This is a genomic window from Actinacidiphila guanduensis (assembly GCF_900103985.1).
Taxonomy (GTDB): Bacteria; Actinomycetota; Actinomycetes; order Streptomycetales; family Streptomycetaceae; genus Actinacidiphila; species Actinacidiphila guanduensis.
In genome coordinates this window covers 131,691-155,496 of the sequence record NZ_FNIE01000007.1, presented here as the reverse complement: position 1 = coordinate 155,496, position 23,806 = coordinate 131,691, and the positions used below count along the sequence as shown (strand labels likewise).

Sequence of the window (23,806 nt, the reverse complement as noted above, 5' to 3'; positions counted from 1 at the left end):
GGATCAGGTGCGCCAGGGCGGTTCGAGGGTGCCGTCCCGGCGTGCCGGCAACAGGCCGGGCGGCTGCCGGAGTGGTGTCCGGCAGCCGCCCGGCGCCGCTTTCCCCGACGGCGGACGGGCCGCGGTCCTGTCCCGTGGGGGGAGGACAGGAACGCGGCCCGCCGGGTACGGGGCCCTGACGGCGGTTCAGCCGGTGTAGGCGGCGAACGCCTTGGCGAAGGCGCCGTCGGACTGGGCCACCGAGGAGCAGGTGGCCGAGGCCCAGCTCTGCGCGCCGCCGGGGCACTGCTTGTCCCGGGCGGCCGACCACATCGACAGCCACGCCAGGCCCTTGGACTGAGCGAAGGCGGCGAGCTTGCCGGCGTCGGCGACGGTGAAGGTCTCGGTGCTCACGTCGTTGACGCCGATCATCGGGGTGACCGCGATCTTCTGCCAGGCGGCCGCGTCGGAGATCCCGAGCACGCTCTTGACCTGCGCCTGGGTGGCCGTGGCGCCGTCGATGGCGTACTGGCCCATGTCGCCGGTGAACGAGGAGCCGTAGTCCATGGCCATGATGTCCACCGCGTGGATGTCCACTCCGTTGGATTTGGCGTTCGCCAGCAGGTCGATGCCGTCCTGGGTGAGGCCGCTCGGCATCGCGGGCAGGGTGTAGGAGACCTCCAGGCCGCTGTGGCTCTTCTGCAGTTGGGCGATGGCCTGCGCCCGGCGGGTGTTGGCAGCGCTGTCGGCCAGGGCGCCGCCCTCGATGTCGAAGTCCACCTTGGTGAGCTTGTACTGGTCGACCACCTTGCCGTACGCGGCGGCCAGGTCGCTCGCGGAGGAGCAGGCGGCGGCGAGTTCGGTGCCGTTGGCGCCGCCGAAGGAGACCCGCACGTCGCCGCCGGCCGACCGGACGGCGCCGATCTGCGCGGCCACCGCGTCGCTGCCGAGGTCGGTGCTGCCGCCCCACTTGGGGGTGCAGCCGCCGCCGGCGAGCACGAAGGCGAGGTTGAACTGCTTGACGCCGTCGGCCCGCATCGCGCCCGTCAGGTCGTAGGCGGGGTAGAGCGAGGTGTCGACGTACGGGGAGAAGCCGCCGGTCGCGGTCGAGCCGCCGCCGGTGGGGGGCGCGGAGGTCTTCGTCGGGCTCGCGGTGGGGGTCCGGGTCGGCTTCTGCGTGGGAGTCTGCGTCGGGGTCTGGGTGGGGCTCTGCGTGGCGGGCGGGGTGGTGGTCGGGCGGCCGGTGGGCGGGGCGGTCGGGGTGCCGTCCACCGAGCAGGAGGCGCCGTTGATGCGGCAGTCGGCCGGGGTGACGGCGGCGGTGGCGCCCGAGGTGCCCGGCAGGGCGGCCACGAAGCCGATCTGGACCTTGCCGCCGGCCGCGATCGTGCGGTCCCAGCCCTGCGGGGTGACGGTGACGGTCCGGCCGGAGACGGTGAAGGCGCCGTTCCACAGCGAGCTGATCCGGGCGCCGGCCGGCAGCTCGAAGCTGAGGGTCCATCCGTCGAGCGCGCCGCTGCCGTCGTTGACGATGTCGTACTGGCCGGTCCAGCCGGTCTCCCACTGGCTGGTGGTGGAGTACGCGGCGCCCACGGTGGCGGCGTCGGCCGAGCCGGCCAGCGCGAAGGCGGTACCGGCCGCGGCGGCCGCGACGGTGAGGGCGCCGACCGCCCGGAGCGTGCGTCCCGGACGGCGGCGGTGGGTGCGTGGTGCCATGACTGCCTGCCTCGTACTGGGGGGTGGGAGCAGCACGCTAGCGGGCCCGGATCGGACAAAAGACCAGTTCAGGACGGGCAGCAGGGTTCTTAGGGCGGGCTTAAGGAAGCGGAAGGGGCGGCTTAACGCTCGCTGTCCGCGAGCGTCGTGCCGCCCCTCGGCCGTTCCTGTGCCGCTGTGCGCAGCGGGGGGTCAGGCTCGGCCGGCCTTGGCGAGGTGGGCGAAGACGACGACGTTGGCCTCGTAGTCCTTCGTCTTGTGGTCGTAGGCGCCGCCGCAGGTGATGATGCGCAGCTCGGCGTCGGGGGTGTCGCCGTAGACCTCCTGGTCGGGGAAGGCGCCCTTGGAGAAGGTCTGCACGGAGTCGACCTGGAAGGTGGCCACGGTGCCGTCCGCCCGGGTGATGGCCGCGGTGTCGCCCTTCTTGAGGAAGGAGAGCAGGAAGAAGACCGCGGGCCCGGTGGTGGTGTCCACGTGCCCGGCGACGATCGCGTTGCCGAGCTCGCCCGGGGTGACGCCGCCCTGGTACCAGCCGACGAGGTTGCGGTTGTTCTCCGGCGGCGGTTGCAGCACCCCGGAGGCGTCCATGTTCAGGGCGGTGAAGGGGGCGTTCACGCCGATCCGCGGGATGCTCAGATTCGTGGGCACCGAGGGCGGCATGGACAGCCCGGTGGCCGGCGGCGCGGTGGTGGGGCTGGGGGGCGCCGCGGCGGCAGCGGCGGCGGCCGGCGGCGAGGGGGCGCCGACGGCGATGTCGGTGCCGGAGGAGTTCAGCGAGTGGTAGACGAGGAAGACGCCGACCAGGGTCGCCGCGGTCGCCCAGCGCAGGGCGCGGGAGCCGTTGTCCTTGGCCGGCCGCGGGGCGTCAGCCGTCCCGGGGTCGCGCTGCGGGGGCCGAGTGGCCATGCGGTGCTGCCTTTCTCGGGAGAACGGCGGGGCGGGCGGTCGGCGCCCGCCCGGATACGGGGGCGGGTCCCGTGGGGGAACGGAAACAGCGTGGCCACCGCTGTGCACGGACGGTGGCCACGCCGAACCGGTCCGCGGGACCGGGGGGTGCTTCTGGCCGGACCGGAGTCAGGGCCGGATCAGGCCGGGTCATACCGGGTCGGGCTGGGTCAGGCGAGGGCGCCCGCGGTCTTCTTGCGGCGCAGGATCACGGTGCCGGCGCCGAGGCCGCCGAGCAGCAGGACCGAGCCGGCCGCCAGGCTGCTGCCGCCGCCGAGCGACATGCCGCCGCCGCCGGTGTGCATGCCGCCGTGCGGCTTGTGCCACTGGCTGTCGTCCGAGCCCTGGCCGGTCCAGCCGTGCGAGCTGTCGCCACCGGCGGAGGAGGAGTCGGTGGAGGAGCCGGTGGAGGAGTCGGTCGACGAGTCGGTGGAGGAGCCGGCCGAGGAGCCGGTCGAGGCCGAGGAGGACGAGGACGAGTTGTGGCTGCTCGGGTCGTAGGCGTTGACGGCACCCGTGGCGTAGGCGGCGGGAGCGGCGAGGGCGATGCAGGCGGTCAGTGCGGCTCCGGCCACAAGGGTGCGGGCAGTACGCATGGGGACGATTCCTTCCGCCGTCGGATGCGCCGGCTGACAGCGTGTCAGCCCGACAAAGCGCAGCGACGACGTGATCACCGTCTGCCACGGCGGCGAGGTCCGCCACCGGAGAGGGCCGCAAGGGGGTGACCCCATCGGCCCTTCGGGTGGCCTGTGCGGCCACCCGGCCCTTGCGGGCGGCTCCACGGTGGGATCGGGGGCGCCCGCCCGCGCGGGCCTCGCGTTCTGAGCGGCTTTCAGACCGGGTGAACGGCCTGAGTCCCCCTCAGACGGGGTTCTCTGAGCGGAACTTTCCACCTGTCAGCGGGTGTTCGGTCCCGTCTGCCCCCACCTCGCCGTCCCCGGCCGCAGCCCGGTGGTGGGCTGGTCGCGCAGTTCCCCGCGCCCCTACTGCTACGCGTCTGCCCCCACCCCACCGTCCCCGGCCACAGGCCGGTCAGTGGCTTGTCGCGCAGTTCCCCGCGCCCCCAAGAACGGCAACCCATCTGCCCCACGGGGTCCAATGCCGTCCCGAGGCCGGTGGCCTCCTCCCGCGCCGTTCCCCGCGCCCCTTTCGGGTTCCCGTCTGCCCCACGGGGGCCTTTGCCGTCCCAAGGACGGTGGCCTCTTCCCGCGCCGTTCCCCGCGCCCCTATACAGCTTGCCCTTGCGCGCACAGCGAGCCCCGTACAACCCAGGGGCGCGGGGAACTGCGCGACCAGCCCAGGACCCGCCCGCGGGCGGGAACCCGGAGAAGCCCCCACGGCGGGAAGCCCTTCTTGGGGGCGCGGGGAACTGCGCGACCAGCCCAGGACCCGCCCGCGGGCGGGAACCCGGAGAAGCCCCCACGGCGGGAAGCCGTTCTTGGGAAGCCAGGGAAGCGCCTGCGGCGGGTTGCCGTTCCTCCGGGCGCCGGCAGGCACGCGGCGGCGAGGCGGGGCCCTCGCGGCGGGGAGCCGTACTCGCGCCCCGCCGGAGAGCAACCCTCAGGCGAGGCGGAAGACCTCGCGCAGCACTTCCTCGAGGCGCGCCGCAGGCGACTCCTCGGAGTGGGGCGCGCGCCAGGCGACGACGCCGTCGGGGCGGACGAGCACGCAGCCGTCGGCGGCGATCCCGTGCATGCGGGCGAAGTCCGGTGCGGCGGAGCCGTCTTGGGGCCGCCCCTCGGGCGGAGCGCCGGCCCCCTCGGGCGCCAGGACAGTGAGGTCCGAGCCGATCCGGTACCGCTCCAGCGGGACCCCGGTCCGCTCGGCCGCGACGCCCGCCGCCTCATACCAGGCGGCACCCTCGGGCCCGGCGAGAAGCACCGGCACCCGCTCGTACAGATCGTGCGTCGAGATCCGCTCGCCGCCGCGCTCCACGCGCAGGTGCGGCGCGCGGCCGCCGGGCACCGCGACGGGGCTGAACTCCGCGGGTACGACGGCCCCTTGGGGATCGGCGCCGACCACCGCGCCGCCTTCCGGGTACCGGTAGCCGAGCACCACGGCGAGCATCCCGGCCTGCCGCCCGCCGGCGGGGGCGACATCGTACCCGGGGTGGCTGTGCTCGGCAGAGCGCGCCGAGGCGCGGGCGGCGGTGGCGAGCGCGACCGGGCGCCGCTCGGCGTCGTAGGTCCCGATCAGCCCGGGCCCGGCCCACCCGGCGAGCACGGCGGCGATCTTCCACGCCAGGTTGTGCGCGTCCTGGATGCCGGTGTTGGAGCCGAAGGCCCCGGTGGGCGACATCTCGTGCGCCGAGTCGCCGGCGAGCAGGATGCGGCCCTCGCCGTACCGCTCGGCGACCCGCTCGGCCGCGTGCCAGGGCGCCTTGCCGGTGATCTCGACCTCCAGGTCGGGCACGCCGACCGCGGTGCGGATCAGCCGGGCGCAGCGCTCGTCGCCGAAGTCCTCCAGCGTCTCGCCGTCGTCGGGCTTCCAGGGCGCGTGGAAGACCCAGTTCTCGGTGTTGTCCACCGGCAGCAGGGCGCCGGGGCTGTCGGGGTTGGTGAGGTAGCAGACGATGAACCGCCGGTCGCCGACGACGTCGGCCAGCCGCTTGGCCCGGAAGGTGATGCTCACGTTGTGGAAGAGGTCGCCGGGCCCGGTCATGCCGATGCCGAGCCGGCCGCGCACGGGGCTGCGCGGCCCGTCGGCGGCGATCAGGTAGTCGGAGCGGACGGTCGTCGTCCGCCCGGACTCGCGGTCGGTGATCCGCGCGGTCACCCCGTCGGCGTCCTGCTCGCAGGAGACCAGCTCCGTGCCGAAGCGGATGTCGCCGCCGAGGTCGCGGGCGGCCCGCAGCAGCACCGGCTCCAGGTCGTTCTGGCTGCACAGGCACCACCCGGACGGGCTGATGCGGGACAGCGCGCCGCCGGGGTCGATGGTGCGGAAGAGCCACTCCTGGTCGTCGCCGGTCAGCGAGCCGGCCTGCAGGATGCCGTGGTTGCCGGCGAGCACGGAGGCGGCCTCGCGGATCGCCGGCTCCACGCCCGCGGTGCGGAACAGCTCCATGGTGCGGACGTTGTTGCCGCGGCCGCGCGGGTGGTGCGAGGTCTCCATGTGCCGCTCGACGAGCAGGTGCGGCACGCCGAGCCGGCCGAGGAAGAGGGAGGCGGACAGGCCGACGAGGGAGCCGCCGGCGATGAGGACGGGCACCTGCTCGTCGGCGGGGGCGGCGGGAGAGGGGGACTCGGAAAGGGACGCAGAAGAGGACGGGGAAGGGGACGGGGAGGCGGGGCTGGGGTTCGTCATGGCGGTCTCCGGCATGGGGTGGGCGGCGCCCGGGTTCGGTGGAGTGCGGGCGGCACCCGCCCGCGCTCTGCTCCTTTCCCTGCCGCCGCGCCCCGGGGCCGTGCCCGGGCGCTGCTTCACTCGCCCGCCTCACGTGCCGCGCACGAATCAGGACCCGGCGTAAGCATCGGGTTAAGCGGCCTCGCCATCCCGTCCGCATATGCGGATGGCACCGCGCGCCACGGCCGCGGCCCGCCCCCGGCCGGACCCGGACCACACCGGCCCGGCCCGGACCGGCCCCGACCCGTTGGCAGGCGACGGCCCCGCGCCCGCACCCTTGAGAGGAAAGAACTTCCGTGACGACTCTGGACGACCGGCTCGCCCCTTCCGCTCCCTCCGCCGCGGCCGGCACCGCCCGGCTGCGCGTGGTCCTGCTGCTCGACGTGCTCGACGGCCGGCAGGAGCGCTTCCTTCAGGCGTACGAGCAGATACGCCACCAGGTGGCCGCCGTACCCGGCCACATCTCCGACCAGCTCTGCCAGTCGCTGGGCAACTCCTCGCAGTGGCTGATCACCAGCGAGTGGGAGAGCAGCGAGCCCTTCATGGAGTGGGTGGAGAGCGCCGAGCACCGCGCGATGGTCGAGCCGCTGCACGGGTGCGTGCGCGACACCACCTCGCTGCGGTACGTGGTGGTCCGCGAGACCCCCGAGCCGGGCACGCCGGCCGCCGCCCGCACCGCGCGGCCCGCCGCCGGGCTCGACCCGATCCCGGCGCCGCCGCTGTGCACCTCGGGCGTGGTGCGGCACGCGATCACCTTCACGGTCAAGCCCGGCAGCGAGGAGCCGGTGGCCAAGCTGCTGGCCGACTACGAGTCGCCGCAGGCCCGGGTGGACGACACCACCCGGCTGCTGCGCACCTCGCTCTTCATGCACGGCAACCGCGTGGTGCGGGCCGTGGAGGTGGCCGGCGACCTGGGCAACGCGCTGCGGCACGTGGCCGCCCAGCCCGAGGTGCGGGCCGTGGAGGAGGCCATCAACCCGTACCTGGAGGAGGCCAGGGACCTGGCCGACCCGGCCTCCGCCCGGGCCTTCTTCGCCCGCGCGGCCCTGCCGGCGGCCAGCCACACCGCGCCGGAGGAGGCGGCCGCCGACGGCGCCGACGCTTCCGAGCCCGGCGGCCCGACCACCCGGCACGCCTTCCTCTACCCGGTCCGGCCGGGCGCCGCCGCCGAGGCCGCCCGGCTGCTGGAGCGGCTCGACCGGGCCGCCACCGCGGACCCCGCGCACCCGCTCGCCGCCGCGACCGTCTTCCACCGCGGCGACGTCCTGGTCCGCATGGTCGACGTCCGCGGCCCCCTGTCCGCGGTCGCCCGGCCCGCGGCCGACGACGCCGAGCTGCGTGCCCTGCTGATCCCCGGCGGCTCCGACGACGCGGCCGGTCCCGAGACCCTGACCGGCCTCGCCCACGGCGGCCACCTCATGACCCCCATCACCGACCGCCGCTCGCACTGAGCCGTCCGGCCCCGAGGCACCCGCAGGGGTGCCCCGGGGCGTACGGGCCGAAGGGCGCCCCGCTGTCCCCGGGCACCGGATCGACCCGGGCAGGGGCGGGAGAGCCACCCACACAAGGAGACCGTGATGAGCAGTAGCGCACGCATCGTGCACCTCGACGACACAAGCCCCAACACACGGCGCGGCGGCGACCTGCGGGCCGTGCTGACGCCGACCTCGGTCGGCGCCACCAGCGGCTTCATGGGGCTGGCCATCATGCAGCCCGGCGAGCGGATCGGCGAGCACTACCACCCGTACTCCGAGGAGTTCGTGTACGTGGTGAGCGGCGAGCTGGAGGTCGACCTCGACGGGACCACGCACCCGCTGCGGCCCGACCAGGGGCTGATGATCCCGGTGGACGTGCGCCACCGCTTCCGCAACGTCGGCGGCACCGAGGCCCGGATGGTCTTCCACCTCGGTCCGCTGGCCCCGCGCCCGGAGCTCGGGCACGTGGACACCGAGGACGCCGAGGATGCCGCGGGCACCGCGCCCGCGCGGACGGCGCCTCCCGACCCGGCCGGGGCGCGCGCATGAGCCGGCGGGTCGCGGTCACCGGTCTCGGGGTGGTGGCGCCCGGAGGCACCGGTGTGCCGGCCTTCTGGGACCTGCTGACCTCGGGCCGCACGGCGACCCGCGGGATCTCCCTGTTCGACCCCGCGGGCTTCCGCTCCCGGATCGCCGCCGAGTGCGACTTCGACCCCGCCGCGGCCGGCATCACCGGCGAGCAGGCGGAACGGTCCGACCGGTACGTGCAGTTCGCGCTCGCCGCCGCCCGCGAGGCGGTCCGCGACAGCGGGCTGGAGACCGCCGCGGAGGACCCGTGGCGGCTCGGGGTGACCCTGGGCTCCGCCGTCGGCGGCACCACCCGGCTCGAACACGACTACGTCGAGGTCAGCGCGCGCGGCAGCCGCTGGGACGTGGACCCGGCGAAGGCCGGCCCGCACCTGCACCGCGCCTTCCAGCCCAGCGCGCTGGCCTCGGAGGTCGCCGAGGACCTGGGCGTGCGCGGCCCGGTGCAGACCGTCTCCACCGGCTGCACCTCCGGGCTGGACGCGGTCGGCCACGCCTTCCATGCCATCCAGGACGGCAAGGCCGACCTCATGGTGGCCGGCGCGGCGGACTCGCCGATCTCCCCCATCACGGTGGCCTGCTTCGACGCGATCAAGGCCACCTCGACCCGCAACGACGACCCCGAGCACGCCTCGCGCCCCTTCGACGCGGACCGGGACGGCTTCGTGCTCGGCGAGGGCTCGGCGGTGCTGCTGCTGGAGGAGTGGGAGCACGCCCGGCGGCGCGGCGCCCGGATCCACTGCGAGCTGCGCGGCTTCGCCACCTTCGGCAACGCGTACCACATGACGGGGCTGACCACCGAGGGCCGGGAGATGTCCCGGGCGATCGACACCGCGCTCGCCGACGCGCGGATCGACCGCACCGAGGTGGACTACGTCAACGCGCACGGCTCGGGCACCAAGCAGAACGACCGGCACGAGACCGCCGCCGTCAAGCGCTCGCTGGGCGAGCACGCCCGCAAGGTGCCGATGAGCTCGATCAAGTCGATGGTCGGGCACTCGCTCGGCGCGATCGGGGCGATCGAACTGGCCGCGTGCGCGCTGGCGCTGGCCCGCGGGGTGATCCCGCCGACCGCGAACTACACCACGCCGGACCCCGAGTGCGACCTGGACTACGTGCCGCGCACCGCCCGCGAGGCCGACCTGCGGTCGGTGCTGTCGGTCGGCAGCGGCTTCGGCGGCTTCCAGTCCGCGGTGGTGCTGGCGCACGCCGAGAGGAGCACGTCATGAGCGGATCGCGCGCGCGGCGGCAGGCGGTGGTGACCGGGCTCGGCGTCGTCGCTCCCAACGGGGTGGGCACCGAGGCGTTCTGGAAGGCCGTGCAGCAGGGCGAGTTCGTGCTCGGCCCGGTCACCCGGGAGGGCTGCACCGAACTGCCGCTCAAGGTGGCCGGGGAGGTGGCCGGCTTCGACCCGGCCGACCTGGTCGAGGACCGCTTCCTGGTCCAGACCGACCGTTTCACGCACTTCGCCATGGCCGCCGCCGACATGGCCCTGGACGAGGCGCACCTGGCCACCGACCCCGAATCGCCGTTCGCCATCGGAGTGGTGACCGCGGCCGGCTCCGGCGGCGGCGAGTTCGGCCAGCGCGAGCTGCAGGAACTGTGGGGCCGCGGCCCGCAGTTCGTCGGCCCGTACCAGTCGATCGCCTGGTTCTACGCCGCCAGCACCGGCCAGATCTCCATCCGCGGCGGCTTCCAGGGCCCCTGCGGGGTGCTGTGCGACGACGAGGCCGGCGGGCTCGACGTGTTCGCGCACGCCGCCCGCGCCATCGCCCGCGGCACCGACGCCATGGTGGCCGGCGCCACCGAGGCGCCGCTCGCCCCCTACTCGGCCGTCTGCCAGCTCGGCTACCGCGAACTGAGCCTGGCCGAGCGGCCGCGCGGTGCCTACCTGCCCTTCACCGCGGACGCCTGCGGCTTCGCACCCGCCGAGGGCGGCGCGATGTTCGTGGTGGAGGAGGCCGAGGCGGCCCGGCGCAGGGGCGCGCCGGTGCGGGCCGAGGTGGCCGGCCACGCCGCCACCTTCACCGGCACCCGCGACTGGGCGGACTCCCGCGAGGGCCTGGCCCGGGCGGCGAAGGCCGCGCTCGCCGAGGCCGGGTGCGCGCCCGAGGAGGTCGACGTGGTCTTCGCCGACGCGCTCGGCGTGCCGGCCGCCGACCAGGCCGAGGCGCTGGCCATCTCCGACGCGCTGGGCCGGCGGGCCGCGAGCGTGCCCGTCACCGCCCCCAAGACCGGCTTCGGCCGTGCCTACGCGGCCGCCGCCGCCCTGGACGCGGCCGCCGCCGTGCTCGCACTGGAGCACGGGGTGGTCCCGCCCACCCCCAATGTCGCCGAGGTCAGGCACGACCTCGACGTCGTCACGGGCGAGGCGCGCAGCGCGCCGCTGCGCACCGCCCTGGTGCTCGGCCGCGGGCTGATGGGCTGCAACGCGGCCCTGGTGCTGCGCCGCGCCGGCGACGGCCCGCACTAGCCCCCTCCCCGAGAAGGGCGCCGGGCCGCCCGTCCCCACCGCTCCCCCCACCCAAGGAGAACCCCATGACCGACGCGTTGAACGCCCCCGCCCAGGGCCAGGTCACCTTCGAAGAGCTGGCCGGCCTGATGAAGGCCAGGGCCGGGCTGACCGTCGACCCGGCGCGGATGGCCGCGGACCCCTCGACCACGTTCGAGGAACTCTCCCTCGACTCGCTCGGCCTGCTCGGCATAGTCGCCGAGCTGGAGAACCGCTACGGCTGCAGGATCGGCGAGGAGGCGGAGACCTGCCGGACCCCGCACGCCTTCCTCGCCAACGTCAACGCCCAACTCGCCAACCACCGCTGAGGAGCCCGCGATGCCCGGGACGACCGCAGGACACACCGACAACGAGATCGTCATCAACGCCCCCATGGACCTCACCTGGCGGATGACCAACGACCTGGAGAGCTGGCCGCAGCTGTTCAGCGAGTACGCGGCCGTGGAGATCATGGACCGCAAGGGCGACACGACCACCTTCCGGCTCACGATGCGGCCCGACGAGAACGGCATCATCTGGAGCTGGGTCTCCGAGCGCACCGCCGACCGGGACAGCCTGACCGTCACCGCCCGCCGGGTGGAGACCGGGCCGTTCGAGCACATGGACATCCGCTGGGAGTACAGCGAGGTGCCGGGCGGCACGAAGATGCGCTGGGTGCAGGACTTCGCGATGAAGCCGGACGCGCCGGTGGACGACGCCGGCATGACCGAGCACATCAACCGCAACTCCAAGGTGCAGATGGAGCGCATCCGCGAGCAGGTCGAGAAGCGGGCGGCCGAGGCCGGTACGGCCCTGGGCACCGCGGAAGAGATGTGAGGGCGATGTACCGCAGCCTGATCGTGGCCCGGATGAAGCCCGAGGCCGGGCCCGACATCGCGGGCACGTTCGCGGAGTCCGACCGGGGCGAACTGCCGGGCCTGATCGGGGTGACCGGCCGCAGCCTCTTCCAGTTCGGGGACGTCTACCTGCACCTGATCGAGGCGGACCGGCCGCCGGGCCCCGAGGTGGCCAAGCACACCGGCCACCCGGAGTTCCGCCGCATCAGCGAGGCCCTGTCCCCCTTCATCGCCCCCTACGACCCGGCCACCTGGCGCGAGCCGAAGGACGCGATGGCCCGCGAGTTCTACCGGTGGGACGCGCGCACCTGACCGGCGGCGCCCGCACCGAAAAGCCGTTCCCCGCACCCCCTTCCGGGTGCGGGGAACGGCTTTTTCCGTACCGGCCTCACAGGGCGGTTCGGCTAGGCGGGGGTGCGGGACTCGAAGGCGTCGAGGTAGGGGTTGATCGGGGCGACCGAGGAGACGGGGAGGCCGGCCTCCTCCATCAGGTGGGTCATGCTCGCCCTGGTGTGCTTGGCGCCGCCGACGTTGAGGAGCAGGAGCAGGTCCATCGCGGTGGTGAAGCGCATGGAGGGGCTGTCGTCCACCAGGTTCTCGATCACCAGGACCCGGGCCCCGGGTTCGGCGGCGGCGACGACATTGCGCAGCGTGGCGCGGGTGCTGGCGTCGTCCCACTCCAGGATGTTCTTCAGCACGTAGAGGTCCGCGGCCACCGGGATCGCCTCGCGGCAGTCGCCCGCCACCAGGTCGGCCCGGTCGGCGAGGGCGCCGCCGGGGCGCAGCCGGGGGTCGGCGCCGGCCACGACGGCCGGCAGGTCGAGCAGGGTGCCGTGCAACGCCGGCTCCTTCTCCAGGAGTTCGGCGAGCGCCAGGCCCTGGCCGCCGCCGATGTCGGCGACCGAGCGGACCCCGGTGAGGTCCACGTAGGCGGCCAGGTCGCGGGCGGCCTGGCGGCTGGAGGAGGTCATGGCGCGGTCGAAGACGCGGGCGGACTCGGGGGCGTCCTCGTGGAGGTGGGCGAAGAAGCCCTTGCCGTACAGGTCGCCGAAGACGTCGCGGCCGGTGCGCACGGCGTCCTCCAGCCGCGGCCAGGCGTCCCAGGTCCACGGCTCGGTGCACCACAGCGCGATGTGGTGCAGGCTGCCGGGCTCGTCCTGGCGCAGCAGGCGTGACATCGGGGTGTGGGCGAAGCGGCCGTCGGGCTGCTCGGCGAACACCTCGTGGCAGGCGAGGGCGCGCAGCAGCCGGCGCAGCGGCTGGGCCGGCAGGTCGAGCCGGGCGGCGAGGTCCTCGGCGCTGCGCGGCTCGTCGCCGAGCGCGTCGGGCAGGCCGAGCCGGCAGGCGGCGCGCACGGCGGCGGCCGCGGCGGCCCCGAAGGCCAGTTCGCGCAGCCGCATCGAGGCGGACGGCGCGGCCGCCGCCTCGGGCGGAGGCGGCGTGGACAGCGGGGCCGTGGCGGTGGCAGTGGCGGGCGAGGTACGCGCGGGAGCGGTCATGGGCCGCCCTTTCTCGTGAGCGGTGCGGTCCGGCCGCGGCCGCCCAGCGGGCCGGCCCGGCCGGTCGGGGACAGATGGGGGCCGGGCTTCAGCAGCGGCCGGCGGGGAGGGAGACGCGGCAGTCGTTGCCGGTGAAGGTGTTGCCCGTGCCGTGGTCGCTGTCGGCGAGGTCGGCCGGGCCGTTGCGCAGGACGGTGTTGTCCCGCACGGTGTTCCCCGAGTTGGGCGCGCCCACGAAGCTCGGGAAGAGCACGATGCCGCCGGACAGCGGCGAGGTGCCCACATTGTCGGTGACCGTGTTGCCGGTCAGCTCGGTGTTCTCGATGCCGGTCAGCACGATGCCCGCGCCCTGCACGAACGGCAGGTGGGCGTTGGCCGCGCAGTAGGCGTTGTTCGCGGTGACGGTGTTGTCCCGGACGGTCAGCTCGCCGGCCCTGGGGGTGTTCTCGTCGCCGACGAGGAAGGCGCCGGCGCAGTTGCCGGACAGGGTGTTGCGCGCGACGGTGACGTCGCGCAGCCGCCGCACCACCAGGCCCATGTGGTTGCCGGTCAGGGTGTTGCCGCTGACCTCGGTGCCCTGGGTGTCGGTGGCGCCGGCCTCCTCGCTCACCGTGTTGGCGACGAAGAGGCCGGCCTCGCCGTTGCCCGCTGCGCGGTTGCCGGTGAACCGGCTGCGCACGGACTGCTCCTGGCCGATGCCGTACAGGCCGTTGTCGTCGGCCCGCACTCCGCTGACGGTCAGCGCGTCGGCTTTCGCGGCGCGGATGCCGTAGGCGGCGAAGCCGGTGACGGCGAGGTCGGTGATGTGGACGCCGCTGGCGCCGGTGACGCAGACACCGTCGCCGGCGGCGGCGCAGCCGGCGGCGGTGGTCGGCGCGGGGGCGCCGGCGTCGGGGGCGCTCCCGGATGCGGCGGTCTGGGCGGCGGCCGGTCGGATGACGGTCAGGCCGGCGCCGGTGCCGCGCAGGGTCACGTCCGAGGTGCGCAGCTGGATGCCGCCCTGGTAGACGCCGGGCAGCAGGAGGACGGTGTCGCCGGGGCGGGCGGCGTCCACCGCCGCCTGGACCGACTCCCCCGCCCGCACCACGTGCCACGCTCCGGGGCTGCTGCTCGCGGCCCGGGCCGGCGCTCCTCCCACCAGTCCCGCCGCCAATGCGCTCGCCGCGCACGCCGCCATCGCCACCGCTCGTCTTGCCATCGGCCAACCCTGCTTCCCAAGATGGGCACCCGTGCCGGGGCCCGTGGACGTGGAACGGCGGCTCGGCCGCCGACTCGACGCTAGGTTCGCCCCTGTGCCCCCGCCACTCCCGGCCGTCACTGGGGTGACGGCCGGGTGACGGCCTGGTGACGGATTGTCCGGCGGTCAGACGGCCGTTCGGGGCAGCCGTATCCGCAGTTCCGCGCCGCCCAGCACGCTGCGGCCGATCGCCACCTCGCCGCCGGCGGACTCCGCGACCCGGCGGACGATGTCCAGGCCGAGGCCGGTGGAGCCCTGGCCGCCCTGGCCGTGGCCGCGGCGCAGCGCCGCCTCGGGGTCGGCGACGCCGGGCCCCGCGTCGGAGACGAGCAGGATCACCGCGCGCTCGAAGCCATGCACGTCCACCGAGAAAGCGGTGCCCTCCGGGGTGTGCCGGAAGACGTTGCCGAGGGTGGCGTCCAGGGCGGCGGCCAGTTCCGCGCGGGGCACCGGGACCCGTACCGGCTCGTCCGCGCCGGCCATTGCGACCTGGCGGTTCTCGTCCTCGGCGAGGGCGGACCAGAAGGCCATCCGCTCGCGCACCACCTCGGCTGCGTCGCACCCGGCGGGCGGGGCGCCCGGGCCGCCGCGACCGTGCTGCTCGCGCACGGTGCGGATGATCTGGTCGACCTCGCGCTCCAGTTGGGCGGCCGCGGCCCGGGTGTGCTCGGCGGCCGGACCCTCCCCCAGGGAGGCGGTGTTGAGCCGCAGCACCGTCAGCGGGGTGCGCAGCCGGTGCGACAGGTCGGCGGCCAGCTCCCACTCGTTGGCGAGGAGTTGGACGACCTGGTCGGCCATGGCGTTGAACGCGGCAGCGGCCGCCCGCAGTTCGGCCGGGCCGTCCTCGCGGACCCGGACCGCCAGGTCGCCCTCGCCGAGCCGGCGGGCGGCGGCGGCCAGCCGCACCGCGGGCCGGATCGTCCGGCCGCCGAGCCGGTCGGCGACCAGCGCGGAGCCCGCGACGAGGCAGAGCCCGACGGCCGCGAGCATCAGCCAGGCGGTGGCCACGCCCCGGGTGACGTCCGCGCCGGGCACGAAGACCTCCACGACGGCGATCGTGCCCGAGCCCACCGCAGTGGGCCGCAGCAGGGCGTACCCTCCGGGCACCCGTACGGTCGCGGCCTGGCCGTTCGCCGAGGCGGCCGCGAGGTCGGCGGCGGGCGCGTGGTGGCGGCCGAGGTCCACCGCGGGGGAGCCGGGCGTCGCGGGGATGCGCAGCGCGATCCGGTTGGCGCCGCCGGCCTGCGCGGTGGCGACCGCCCGCGCCAGCTGGGCCCGGTCGGTGGTGATGGCGAGTGCGGGCGCCACCGCGGCGGCCTGCCGCTCGGCGTTGGTCAGCGCGCGGTCCCTGGCCAGTTCCTTGACCACCAGGCCGAGCGGCACCGCGAAGGCGATCACCACCATCGCGGTGACCGCGAGCGACACCCGGATCAGCGCCCATCTCACCGGGGGGCTCCCGGCGGCTCCAGCTTGACCCCGACGCCGCGCAGCGTGTGCAGGTAGCGCGGCCGCGCCGCGGTCTCCCCCAACTTGCGGCGCAGCCACGACAGATGGACGTCGATGGTCTGGTCGTCGCCGTAGGACTGCTGCCACACCTCGGCGAGCAGTTCGCGCCGGGAGACCACCGCGCCGGGGCGCGCGGCCAGGAACGCCAGCAGGTCGAACTCCCGCCGGGTCAGGTCGAGTGCGGTGCCGTCCAGGGCGGCGAGCCGGCGGCGGGTGTCGATCTCCAGGCCGCCGACGCGCAGCAGCGGGTCCGGGGCCGCGCCCCCGCCGGACCTGGCCCGGCGCAGGACGGCGGCGAGCCGGGCCGAAAGGTGCTCGGGGGAGAAGGGTTTGACGAGGTAGTCGTCCGCGCCGGCGTTCAGCAGCCGGACGATCTCGGCCTCGTCGTCGCGGGCGGTGGCGACGATCACGGGGACGTCGCTCAGGCCGCGCAGCATCTTCAGCGCTTCGGAGCCGTCCAGATCGGGCAGTCCCAGGTCGAGTATCACCACGTCGGAGCCCACCTGCGCGACCTCGCGGAGCGCTTCCAGGGCGGTGCCGACGCTGCGGACGGTGTGGCCGGCGCCGCTCAGGTGGCGGATCAGCGCGGACCGCACGAACTGGTCGTCCTCGACGACGAGCACACTTGCCATGGGGGGCAACCTATCCTCCGGAGGCTGCGGGTGCGGCTCCCGCCGCCGGGGTTCCATTGCGCCGCCGGCTGTCGCCTCGCGTTGCGCGGATGCGGCTTCCCGCCGTCGGGGTTCTCCCACGGTGCCGGCTGCCGCCCGCACCTGGCTGGGCGCGCCGTTTCCCCAGAGCTTCGCCTTGGGGTACCCCCGGCACCCATGTAGAGCTTGCTCTGGGCGCAAAGGGCGAGTTGAACAGGGGCGCGGGGAACTGCGCGACCAGCCACGACGGTGCGGCAGTCGGCGACGAGGCGGGAGCCCTACGGCGAATGGCCGCCCCGTAGGCCAAGATGGCGGGGTGCGGCGGACGGTTTTGCACAGCGGGGTGTGGGCCCTGGCCACAGCGGCAGCGACAACGCTGTCGTGGTTCGGCGTGCGCTCCGTGCTGCACGACACCGCGTACGGCCCGCCCCGGACGCTGCCGATCGCCGTCCGTACCTCGCCGCCGGCCATCTCCTCGGCCACGCACAGCCCGAAGCCGAAGCCGCCGCCCAAGTCGCCTTCCGTGCCGCACCGTTCGGCCCCCGCCTCGGCCACGCCGTCGACCTCCGCGCCGCCCTCCGCGTCGGCTCCCCCGCCGAACCCCGCGGGGGACGTGCACAGCTACACCACCGCGGGCGGCCAGGTGGTGCTGGACCTGGGCGCGTCCTCCGCGTCCCTGGTGTCGGCAACTCCGCGCCCCGGCTGGGGAATGCAGGTGTGGACCTCGCAACCGGGCTGGCTGCGCGTGACGTTCACCTCGGCCTCGGGCACGGCCGCGTCCTCGGTCTTCTGCACGTGGAACGGCCACCCGCCGACCGTCCAGGCGTACGACAACTGACCCTGCGGGCCGCTCAGTCGAAGGCGCCGGGCGGAGGCGCGGGCGAGGCGGCCGCGGTGGCGTCGGTGACGGGCGCGGCGCCCGCGGTGAAGTCGGCCAGCGCGCGGCCGTGTTCGACCCGGCCGGGGTGCGGGTCACCGGCCACCCGGCGGGTGAACTCCGCGACGGGCAGCGGCCGGTCGGCGGCGAGCAGCACCGCGTTGCCGAACCGTCTGCCGCGCAGCACCGCGGGGTCGGCGGCGAGCGCCGTCTCGGCGAACACGGCCCGGGCGGTGGCGACTTGGCCGCGCAGGAAGGCGAGCGGCGCGCCGTCGGCGAGGTTGGCCGCGTAGTAGCCGAGCGGATCGAGCACGCGGCGCACCTCGGCGAGGTACTCCGCGGTGGTGAGGTGCGCGGGGGTGCGGGCGCCGGCGAAGACGTCGGCGATCACCAACTCGGCCCAGCCGTCCGGCACTTTGGCCAGGGCCTCGCGGGCGTCGCCGCCGCGGACCTTGATCCGCCAGGTGCGGTCCCAGGGCAGTTCGGCCCGGACGAAGGCGGTCAGCGCGGTGTCGATCTCCACGGCCTGCTGGGTGGAGCGGGGCCGGGTGTGCGCGGTGTAGCGGGCCAGCGTCAGGGCACCGCCGCCCAGGTGCAGCACCCGCAGCGGCTGTCCCGGCGGGGCGGCGAGGTCGATCACGTGGCCGAGCCGCCGCTGGTACGCGAAGTCGAGGTACGCGGGGTCGGCCAGGTCCACGTGCGACTGCGGGGCACCGTCCACGAGCAGCGTCCACCCCTGCGCCCGCTCCGGATCGGGCCGCAGCTCGGCCACCCCACCGCCCACCCTGGCGGTGACCGCCTCCGCCCCGCGCCGATTCCGTGCCACCCCCCGATTATCGGCCCCGCCGGCTCACGACCGATCCGGGCCCACCCGCGGCACCCGCCCCGCCCCGAGCACGCCCGAGCCACGCCAAGCAGCGAAGTCCACTCCACCGGCCCCCTGCGCACCAGGCCCGACCCGGCCGCCGCGGGATCACGGCCCCGCCCCCGTGCCGGGCACACCCGAGCCAAGCCAAGCAGCGAAGTCCACCGCACCGGCCCTTTGCGCACGAGCCCCGGCCCCCTGCCACGGAATCGCGGCCCCGCCCCCGTGCTGGGCACATCCGAGGCACGCCGGGTGGCGAAGTCCGCCCCACCAGCCACCTGCGGACCAGGCGCGACCCGCCCGCAGCGGGATCACGGCCCCGCCCCGCGCACATCAAGCCGCGAAGCCCACCCCAACGACCCCCTGCGGACCAGGCGCGACCCGCCCGCCACGGGATCACGGCACCCGCCCCCGCTCCGGGCACACCTGCCGCACACCAAGCGGCGAAGCCCACCGGCCCCTTGCGGACCAGGCCCGGCCGCCGGGCGGCGAAGCGCGGGTCCGGCCGGCAGGCGCGGATTGCCCGTGGGCGCCGGAACGCGTCCGGCCAAGAGAGACGTCCGCCCGGCAAGGCGGGACCGCTTGGGCCGGTGCTCCCCCGTACCTTCGGCGGGGTGCCCCCAGCTCACAAGGTGCGGAGGGTGGGGGGTACCCCCCGGGCCGCAGACGCAGGGGGAGGGCTGCGCCGACGACCCGCAACGCGGCTGAGCCCCGCCGAGGGCGGGGGGAGCACACAGGGGCCCGGCCCACCGAGCGGGATGTGTCCGACAAGCCCTAGCGGGGCTGCTGCCCCGTGGACGGGTCCGGGTGGGGGTGCGCCGCATCGTCCGGGGGCGGTGCGGCGGGGTCCTGGGGGGACTGGGCGAAGGCGTCGGCCAGGCGGATGGTCTGGGCGGCGCGGCCCAGGGCGGCGCGCAGGATCTGGGGGTCGGTGACCGCCGTGTCGGTGTGGGGCGGGACGACCCAGCCGCCGGCCGAGGGGTCGGCGGCGGCGCGGTGGCACTGGCTGCCGGGCAGGTCCCACTGCTCGGCGGTGCCCGGCGGCACGAGGAAGGCGAGGCTGTCGGCACCGCGGTCGTGGAACACCGGGCCCACCCCGGTGCTCAGCCGCAGCAGATCGGCGGCCTCCAGGCCCTGCCGGGATGGCACGGTCACCACCTCGCGCGGCGGTGCCGCGCCCTCCTTCCGGCTGTGGTTCGAGGGGCAGCTCTCCTCCACGGCAACCTCCCTGTCTCTCCCGGCGCCGGCCGGGTGCGGCGCCACACCCCATCCAACGGCGCGGGACCCGCGCAGGACCCGCCCCCGCGGGGTGGCGCTCCCTGGCGATTGCCCGCGCCACGCCCCCGTTCGGGGGTGGTGGGGCGGGTGGGACGGGGGGCTACTCCAGGTGCGCGGTGTCGTTCCACCGCTCCAGGGCGGGAGCGCCGTAGGCCCAGCCGAGGACGGAAAGGGAGGCGGGGTCGAGGCGCAGCGCGGCCGCGAACGCGGGGTCCAGGCCCAGCCAGCGGGCGGCGAGCACCCGCAGGAAGTGGCCGTGGGCGAAGACCAGCACGTCACCGGGGGTGGAGCGGGCCCAGGCCACCACCTCGTCGGCCCGCGCGGCCACCGCGGCCAGCTCCTCGCCGCCGGGCACCCCGTCGCGCCAGATGTGGAACCCGGGGCTGACCTGCTGCAACTGCGCCGGGGTCAGGCCCTCGTAGCCGCCGTAGTCCCACTCCAGGAGCGCGTCCCACTCCTTGGCCCGGACGAACCCGGCGAGCGCGGCCGTCCTGGCCGCCCGGGCCAGCGGGGAGGTGCGCACCTCGGCGTCGGCCAGGTGCCGCCACCGCTCCCCCGCGAGCCGCTCGCCGAGCAGCCGCGCGGTGCGCTCCCCCTCGGCGGTCAGCGGGATGTCGGTGCGGCCGGTGTGCCGGCCGGTGCGGGACCACTCGGTCTGCCCGTGCCGGACCAGGTGGAGACGGGGTTCCGGCACGGTCATGGGGCGGGGCCTCCCGGGGCGGGGTCGGGGCGTACGGGTGTGCTCCCGGCAGCCTGGCGGCCGCCGGAGGGACCCTCCATGATGGCCCACCGCGCTCGAGCCGTGCCGCGCGGCCCGGGGCCCGGCCGCGCCGGGAGAACATCCCGGGGAATGCCGGCCGGCCTCGGACCGGCCCCGCGGCACCCCGGCCGACTCCGGAAAACCTCGGACGCCCCCGGACGGCCCCGGCCGAACCTCGGACGGACCTCCGACAGCCCTCGGGCAGCCCCGACCAGCTTCGGACGGCCCCAGCCGAACCTCGGACGGCCCTGACCAGCCCTGACCAGCCCTGACCAGCTTCGGAAGGCCCCGGCCGAACCTCGGACGGCCGCCCCCGGTCGCCCCGGAAAGGCTTCGCGCCTCAGTCCTCGGGCGGTCCCTGGCCGGCGAGCAGCCCGCACAGCAGGTGGTCCAGGCCCCACTCGAACTGCGCCACGGCGTCCTCCTGAGCGCACATCAGCTCGGGCGCGAGCGAGGTCAGGGTGGGGTACCGCTCGGGCGACAGGGCGTCGAACTTCGCCCGCACCCGCTCGCGCGCCCCCTCCTCGCACAGCGCCCGCGAGCGCCGGATGCTCCACAGCGCGGAGCCGACGATGTACTGCATCAGGGTGACCTGCGCGCGCACGGCGTCCTTGGCGGACAGCCCGCTGCGGCGCAGCAGCGCGAGCATGCGGTCGATGACGCCGATCGCGTCGTCCCCGCGCAGAGGGCGGCTGGTGAGCAGTTGCAGGGCGGAGGGGTGCTCGGTGAAGAGCCGGTGGACCCCCAGGCAGACCTCGCGCAGCTCACAGCGGGGGGCGAGGGCGCCGCCGCAGGGCAACTCGATCCCGTCCAGCAGGCGCTGGGCCACCGCGTCGCTGATCTCGTCCTTGTTCCGGAAGTGCGAGTAGATCGCCATGGTGGCCACGCCCAGCTCCTCGGCGAGCGCGCGCATGGTGAACGCCTCGGCGCCGTCCCGATCCAGCAGGGCGATGGCGGCATCGAGGATACGATCCGGGTTGAGCGTGTTGCGGGGTGCTCGGCGCCGTGGGGAGCGGACCGGCTGGGGCACGGACATCGGGATCTCTGTTCTCGTCCTTCGTACCTCGCGGCAGGCAACCCGTGGGCGGGGCCGGGCGTCCTCGGGTGCATACCCCGCCACGCAGGGTTGAACACATGACCGACCGGGGGTGTCCGGAAACACCCCGGGGGCGGGGTGCGCGCGATTTACCGTACGTCGTACGGTAGAGCGTACGCCAACACGTCGATGACCACCGGGCCGCGGCCTTCGCAGAACCTGGAGACACGTCCGCATGACGATGACCACCACCGCGCCGCGCGCTGCCGCCTACCGCGGCCGTCTCCGCTGGTGGACCGAGCTGCCGCTCATCGCCGTGGTCTACGGCCTCTATTCCGGCGCCCGCGTGCTCGTGCGCGGCGACGTGAGCGAGGCGGTACAACACGGGCTGGACATCCTCCACTTCGAGCAGCTGCTGCACCTGGACCCCGAGCGCTGGTTCAACCGGCTCTTCACCCGGCACGCCTTCCTCGGCGTCCCGGCGGACTTCGCGTACGCCTCGCTGCACTACATCGTGACGCCCGCGGTCCTGGTCTGGCTGTGGCGCCGCCGGCCCACCCACTACCGGGTGGCCCGCACCTGGCTGATGATCTCCACGTTCATCGGGCTGGTCGGCTTCACCGCGGTGCCGACGGCGCCGCCGCGGCTGCTCACCGGGGGCCACGGGTTCATCGACACGATGGCGCAGTACGGGTCCTACGGCTGGTGGGGCACCGACGCGAGCGCGCCGCGGGGCATGGGGCACCTCACCAACCAGTACGCGGCGATGCCGTCGCTGCACGTCGGATGGTCGCTGTGGTGCGGGATCATGCTCTTCCGGTACGGGCGGCACCGGGTGCTGCGCGGGATCGGCGTGCTGTACCCGCTGGTCACCGCGCTCGTCGTGATGGGCACCGCCAACCACTACCTGATGGACGCGTGTGCCGGCGTGGCCGTGATGGGTATCGGCTTCCTCCTCGCCAAGCCGGCGCTGCGCCTCACCGACGCGGTGCGCTCCCGCGTCCTCCCCACAGCCCCCGCCGAGCAGTCGCTCGCCCTGACCACCCCCGCACCCGCACCCACCGCCGCCCCGGCACCGGCCCCGACCGCTTCCGAGCCCCCGGCCCCGCCCGCACCCCGAGCGATCCCCTCCCCGGCACCCCCCACCGACGGCGAACCCGCCACCCACCCGTAGCCGCGGCACCCCGGGCCTGCACAGCCCGCCCTGCGCACAAAGGGCAAGCTCCACAGGGGCGCTGGGGGTACCCCCAGGCGAAGCTCTGGGGGTGGAGCTGCTCCCCCAGAGGGGGCACCCCCACCAGCCAGGCACCGGGCCGCGGCCGGGAACGCGCGGAACGCCCACGGCGAGTTGCCGCACCCGCACCGCCCCGGGCAGCACTCGGCACCGAAAGGGAACCCCCTGCGGCGGGGGCCGCGCACCCACCACCGGCCTGGCGGCCGGGGACGGCGAGTACGACCGCGGCGGGAGCCGCGCCCGCACCGCCACAGCGTGTTGTCACCGCGTAGTGCCACACTTTCGCGGGTGAGTACTACGCACCTGCGGGAGCGGCTCGCCGCGCTGCGCGGCGCAGCCGTCCCGCCCCGGCCCATGGACGCGCGTGCGCTGGCCGCGCTGGCGGCGAACCCCGGATGCCGGCGCCGCGCCCTGATGGACGCCGCCGGTGTGGACAAGGGCGCCCTGTCCGACGCGCTCGGCGCACCCGCCCGCTTCGGCCAGTCCCGCTTCGCCTTCTCGCGCGGCCACGCCTTCGAGGCCCGGGTCAAGAAAGACGGCTGCGCCGAACTGCTGCGCCTGCTCGGCGCCGAGGGCCGGGCCGAGCTGCCCGACCTCGCCGCGCCGGGTCCGGAGGGCCGCGTCCACCGCACCCGTATCGCACTGGCGGAGGCCGCCCCCGGCACCTGGACGCTGCTGGACCACCCGCTGCTCGCCCTGGACGTGGCCGGCTCGACGGCGTACCTGGAGCCGGACGCGGTCGCGGTGGCGCCGGACGGCACGTGGACCGTGGTCGAGATCAAGTCCTTCCCGATCCTGGACGGCGGCGCGGACGCCACGAAGGTGGGTGCCGCGGCCCGGCAGTCCGCGGTGTACGTGCTGGCGCTGGACGCGCTCGCGCCCGGCCGCACCCGCCCGGAGATCCTGCTGGTCTGCCCGAAGGACTTCTCCAACCTGCCCACCGCCGACCGCGTGGACATCCGCAAGCAGCTCGCCGTGACGCGGCGCCAGCTGACCCGGCTCACCCGGATCGCGGACATCGCCGACGCGCTGCCCGAGGGCACCACCTTCGACCTCGCCTACGGCCCCGACGGCCGTACCCCGACCCGGCCCCGCGCGGAGCTGGCCGCCGCGGTGGAGGCGGTGCCGGCCGCGTACGCACCCGAGTGCCTGTCCACCTGCGAGCTGGCCTTCCACTGCCGGGACCGCTCCCGCGCGGACGGCAGGGTGGAGGCGCTGGGACGGTCGCTGCGCGGCGAGTTGGGCGGCCTCACCACGGTGGAGGCGGTGCTGGCCGCGGCCCACGGCGAGGCGGGCGACCCCGACGACCCGGCGGTCGGCGCCCTGCGCCGAGCGGCCGCCCTCAGGGCGGAGGCGCTGACCGCGGCAGCCGCGACCGTCCCCGCGAGCAGGAGCCCCGAACCCCCCGCCCCGCCGAGCGGCCCCGCCGGAAACGCGGCCGCCTCCGGGGCCGGAGAGCCGCAGACGACCACCG

General features: G+C 75.4%; 21 protein-coding genes and 1 pseudogene. 10 read left to right on the top strand and 12 right to left on the bottom strand.

The features are described from left to right. Window positions 1–186 precede the first annotated feature (186 nt). From BLR33_RS16995 to BLR33_RS16980, 4 genes are all read right to left on the bottom strand, one after another. Complete coding sequence (locus tag BLR33_RS16995; protein WP_093785330.1) at window positions 187–1,695, bottom strand: cellulose binding domain-containing protein; 1,509 nt, start codon at window positions 1,693–1,695, stop codon at window positions 187–189. A 192-nt stretch (window positions 1,696–1,887) separates the two neighbouring features. Continuing rightward, window positions 1,888–2,601 carry a class F sortase gene (locus BLR33_RS16990; RefSeq protein ID WP_093785329.1) on the bottom strand — a complete coding sequence of 238 codons (714 nt, stop codon included), beginning with the start codon at window positions 2,599–2,601 and terminating at the stop codon, window positions 1,888–1,890. A gap of 209 nt (window positions 2,602–2,810) precedes the next feature. Continuing rightward, window positions 2,811–3,236, bottom strand: coding sequence for a hypothetical protein (locus tag BLR33_RS35235; protein WP_093785328.1), 426 nt, complete (start codon window positions 3,234–3,236; stop codon window positions 2,811–2,813). Window positions 3,237–4,200: 964 nt separating this feature from the next. Beyond that, window positions 4,201–5,943 carry an FAD-dependent oxidoreductase gene (locus tag BLR33_RS16980; RefSeq protein ID WP_093785327.1) on the bottom strand — a complete coding sequence of 581 codons (1,743 nt, stop codon included), beginning with the start codon at window positions 5,941–5,943 and terminating at the stop codon, window positions 4,201–4,203. Window positions 5,944–6,278: 335 nt separating this feature from the next. Here BLR33_RS16980 and BLR33_RS16975 point away from each other — a divergent pair, with 335 nt between their 5' ends. The 7 genes from BLR33_RS16975 to BLR33_RS16945 all read left to right on the top strand — a co-directional run bounded on the left by BLR33_RS16975 (window position 6,279) and on the right by BLR33_RS16945 (window position 11,702). Beyond that, window positions 6,279–7,433 carry a SchA/CurD-like domain-containing protein gene (locus BLR33_RS16975; RefSeq protein ID WP_093785326.1) on the top strand — a complete coding sequence of 385 codons (1,155 nt, stop codon included), beginning with the start codon at window positions 6,279–6,281 and terminating at the stop codon, window positions 7,431–7,433. A 126-nt stretch (window positions 7,434–7,559) separates the two neighbouring features. Continuing rightward, on the top strand, window positions 7,560–8,006 hold the full coding sequence (locus BLR33_RS16970) for a cupin domain-containing protein (protein WP_093785325.1): 447 nt from the start codon (window positions 7,560–7,562) through the stop codon (window positions 8,004–8,006). Continuing rightward, a complete protein-coding gene (locus BLR33_RS16965) occupies window positions 8,003–9,271 on the top strand; it encodes a beta-ketoacyl-[acyl-carrier-protein] synthase family protein (RefSeq protein WP_093785324.1) in 1,269 nt (422 codons plus the stop codon). The genes BLR33_RS16970 and BLR33_RS16965 overlap by 4 nt, the downstream gene beginning before the upstream one ends. Then, window positions 9,268–10,515 carry a beta-ketoacyl synthase N-terminal-like domain-containing protein gene (locus tag BLR33_RS16960; protein WP_093785323.1) on the top strand — a complete coding sequence of 416 codons (1,248 nt, stop codon included), beginning with the start codon at window positions 9,268–9,270 and terminating at the stop codon, window positions 10,513–10,515. The genes BLR33_RS16965 and BLR33_RS16960 overlap by 4 nt, the downstream gene beginning before the upstream one ends. Before the next feature lie 65 nt (window positions 10,516–10,580). Beyond that, complete coding sequence (locus tag BLR33_RS16955) at window positions 10,581–10,862, top strand: phosphopantetheine-binding protein (protein WP_093785322.1); 282 nt, start codon at window positions 10,581–10,583, stop codon at window positions 10,860–10,862. Between the two features lie 10 nt (window positions 10,863–10,872). After that, window positions 10,873–11,370 (top strand): SRPBCC family protein, encoded by a 498-nt coding sequence (locus tag BLR33_RS16950; RefSeq protein ID WP_093785321.1) that lies wholly within the window; start codon window positions 10,873–10,875, stop codon window positions 11,368–11,370. 5 nt (window positions 11,371–11,375) lie between these two features. Next, on the top strand, window positions 11,376–11,702 hold the full coding sequence (locus BLR33_RS16945) for a TcmI family type II polyketide cyclase (protein ID WP_093785320.1): 327 nt from the start codon (window positions 11,376–11,378) through the stop codon (window positions 11,700–11,702). Between the two features lie 92 nt (window positions 11,703–11,794). On the opposite strand, the gene BLR33_RS16940 is transcribed toward BLR33_RS16945, so the two are convergent. The 4 genes from BLR33_RS16940 to BLR33_RS16925 all read right to left on the bottom strand — a co-directional run bounded on the left by BLR33_RS16940 (window position 11,795) and on the right by BLR33_RS16925 (window position 16,264). Beyond that, the gene (locus BLR33_RS16940; protein WP_093785319.1) at window positions 11,795–12,889 is read right to left on the bottom strand and encodes a methyltransferase; all 1,095 of its coding nucleotides are present in this window, start codon (window positions 12,887–12,889) and stop codon (window positions 11,795–11,797) included. A gap of 88 nt (window positions 12,890–12,977) precedes the next feature. Continuing rightward, entirely contained in the window at window positions 12,978–14,087 is a 1,110-nt protein-coding gene (locus tag BLR33_RS16935) for a right-handed parallel beta-helix repeat-containing protein (protein WP_093785318.1), read from the bottom strand. Window positions 14,088–14,252: 165 nt separating this feature from the next. Further along, entirely contained in the window at window positions 14,253–15,572 is a 1,320-nt protein-coding gene (locus tag BLR33_RS16930) for a sensor histidine kinase (protein WP_093785317.1), read from the bottom strand. After that, window positions 15,569–16,264 (bottom strand): response regulator transcription factor, encoded by a 696-nt coding sequence (locus tag BLR33_RS16925; RefSeq protein ID WP_176930290.1) that lies wholly within the window; start codon window positions 16,262–16,264, stop codon window positions 15,569–15,571. The genes BLR33_RS16930 and BLR33_RS16925 overlap by 4 nt, the downstream gene beginning before the upstream one ends. A gap of 334 nt (window positions 16,265–16,598) precedes the next feature. On the opposite strand from BLR33_RS16925, the gene BLR33_RS16920 reads away from it, so the two are divergent. Next, window positions 16,599–17,120: a hypothetical protein gene (locus BLR33_RS16920; RefSeq protein WP_093785315.1), complete on the top strand. Its 522-nt coding sequence runs from the start codon at window positions 16,599–16,601 to the stop codon at window positions 17,118–17,120. Between the two features lie 13 nt (window positions 17,121–17,133). Here the strand turns inward: BLR33_RS16920 and BLR33_RS16915 are convergent, their stop codons facing one another. From BLR33_RS16915 to BLR33_RS16900, 4 genes are all read right to left on the bottom strand, one after another. Further along, window positions 17,134–17,985: a spermidine synthase gene (locus tag BLR33_RS16915; RefSeq protein ID WP_093785314.1), complete on the bottom strand. Its 852-nt coding sequence runs from the start codon at window positions 17,983–17,985 to the stop codon at window positions 17,134–17,136. A gap of 813 nt (window positions 17,986–18,798) precedes the next feature. Beyond that, window positions 18,799–19,242: a hypothetical protein gene (locus BLR33_RS16910; protein WP_322987165.1), complete on the bottom strand. Its 444-nt coding sequence runs from the start codon at window positions 19,240–19,242 to the stop codon at window positions 18,799–18,801. Between the two features lie 160 nt (window positions 19,243–19,402). Next, window positions 19,403–20,002: a histidine phosphatase family protein gene (locus tag BLR33_RS16905; protein WP_093785313.1), complete on the bottom strand. Its 600-nt coding sequence runs from the start codon at window positions 20,000–20,002 to the stop codon at window positions 19,403–19,405. 400 nt (window positions 20,003–20,402) lie between these two features. Further along, on the bottom strand, window positions 20,403–21,098 hold the full coding sequence (locus tag BLR33_RS16900; protein WP_093785312.1) for a TetR/AcrR family transcriptional regulator: 696 nt from the start codon (window positions 21,096–21,098) through the stop codon (window positions 20,403–20,405). A gap of 235 nt (window positions 21,099–21,333) precedes the next feature. Here BLR33_RS16900 and BLR33_RS16895 point away from each other — a divergent pair, with 235 nt between their 5' ends. Next, complete coding sequence (locus BLR33_RS16895) at window positions 21,334–22,272, top strand: phosphatase PAP2 family protein (RefSeq protein WP_093785311.1); 939 nt, start codon at window positions 21,334–21,336, stop codon at window positions 22,270–22,272. A 414-nt stretch (window positions 22,273–22,686) separates the two neighbouring features. Next, a pseudogene (locus tag BLR33_RS16890) lies at window positions 22,687–23,745 on the top strand (hypothetical protein); the annotation flags it as partial. Between the last annotated feature and the right edge of the window lie 61 nt (window positions 23,746–23,806).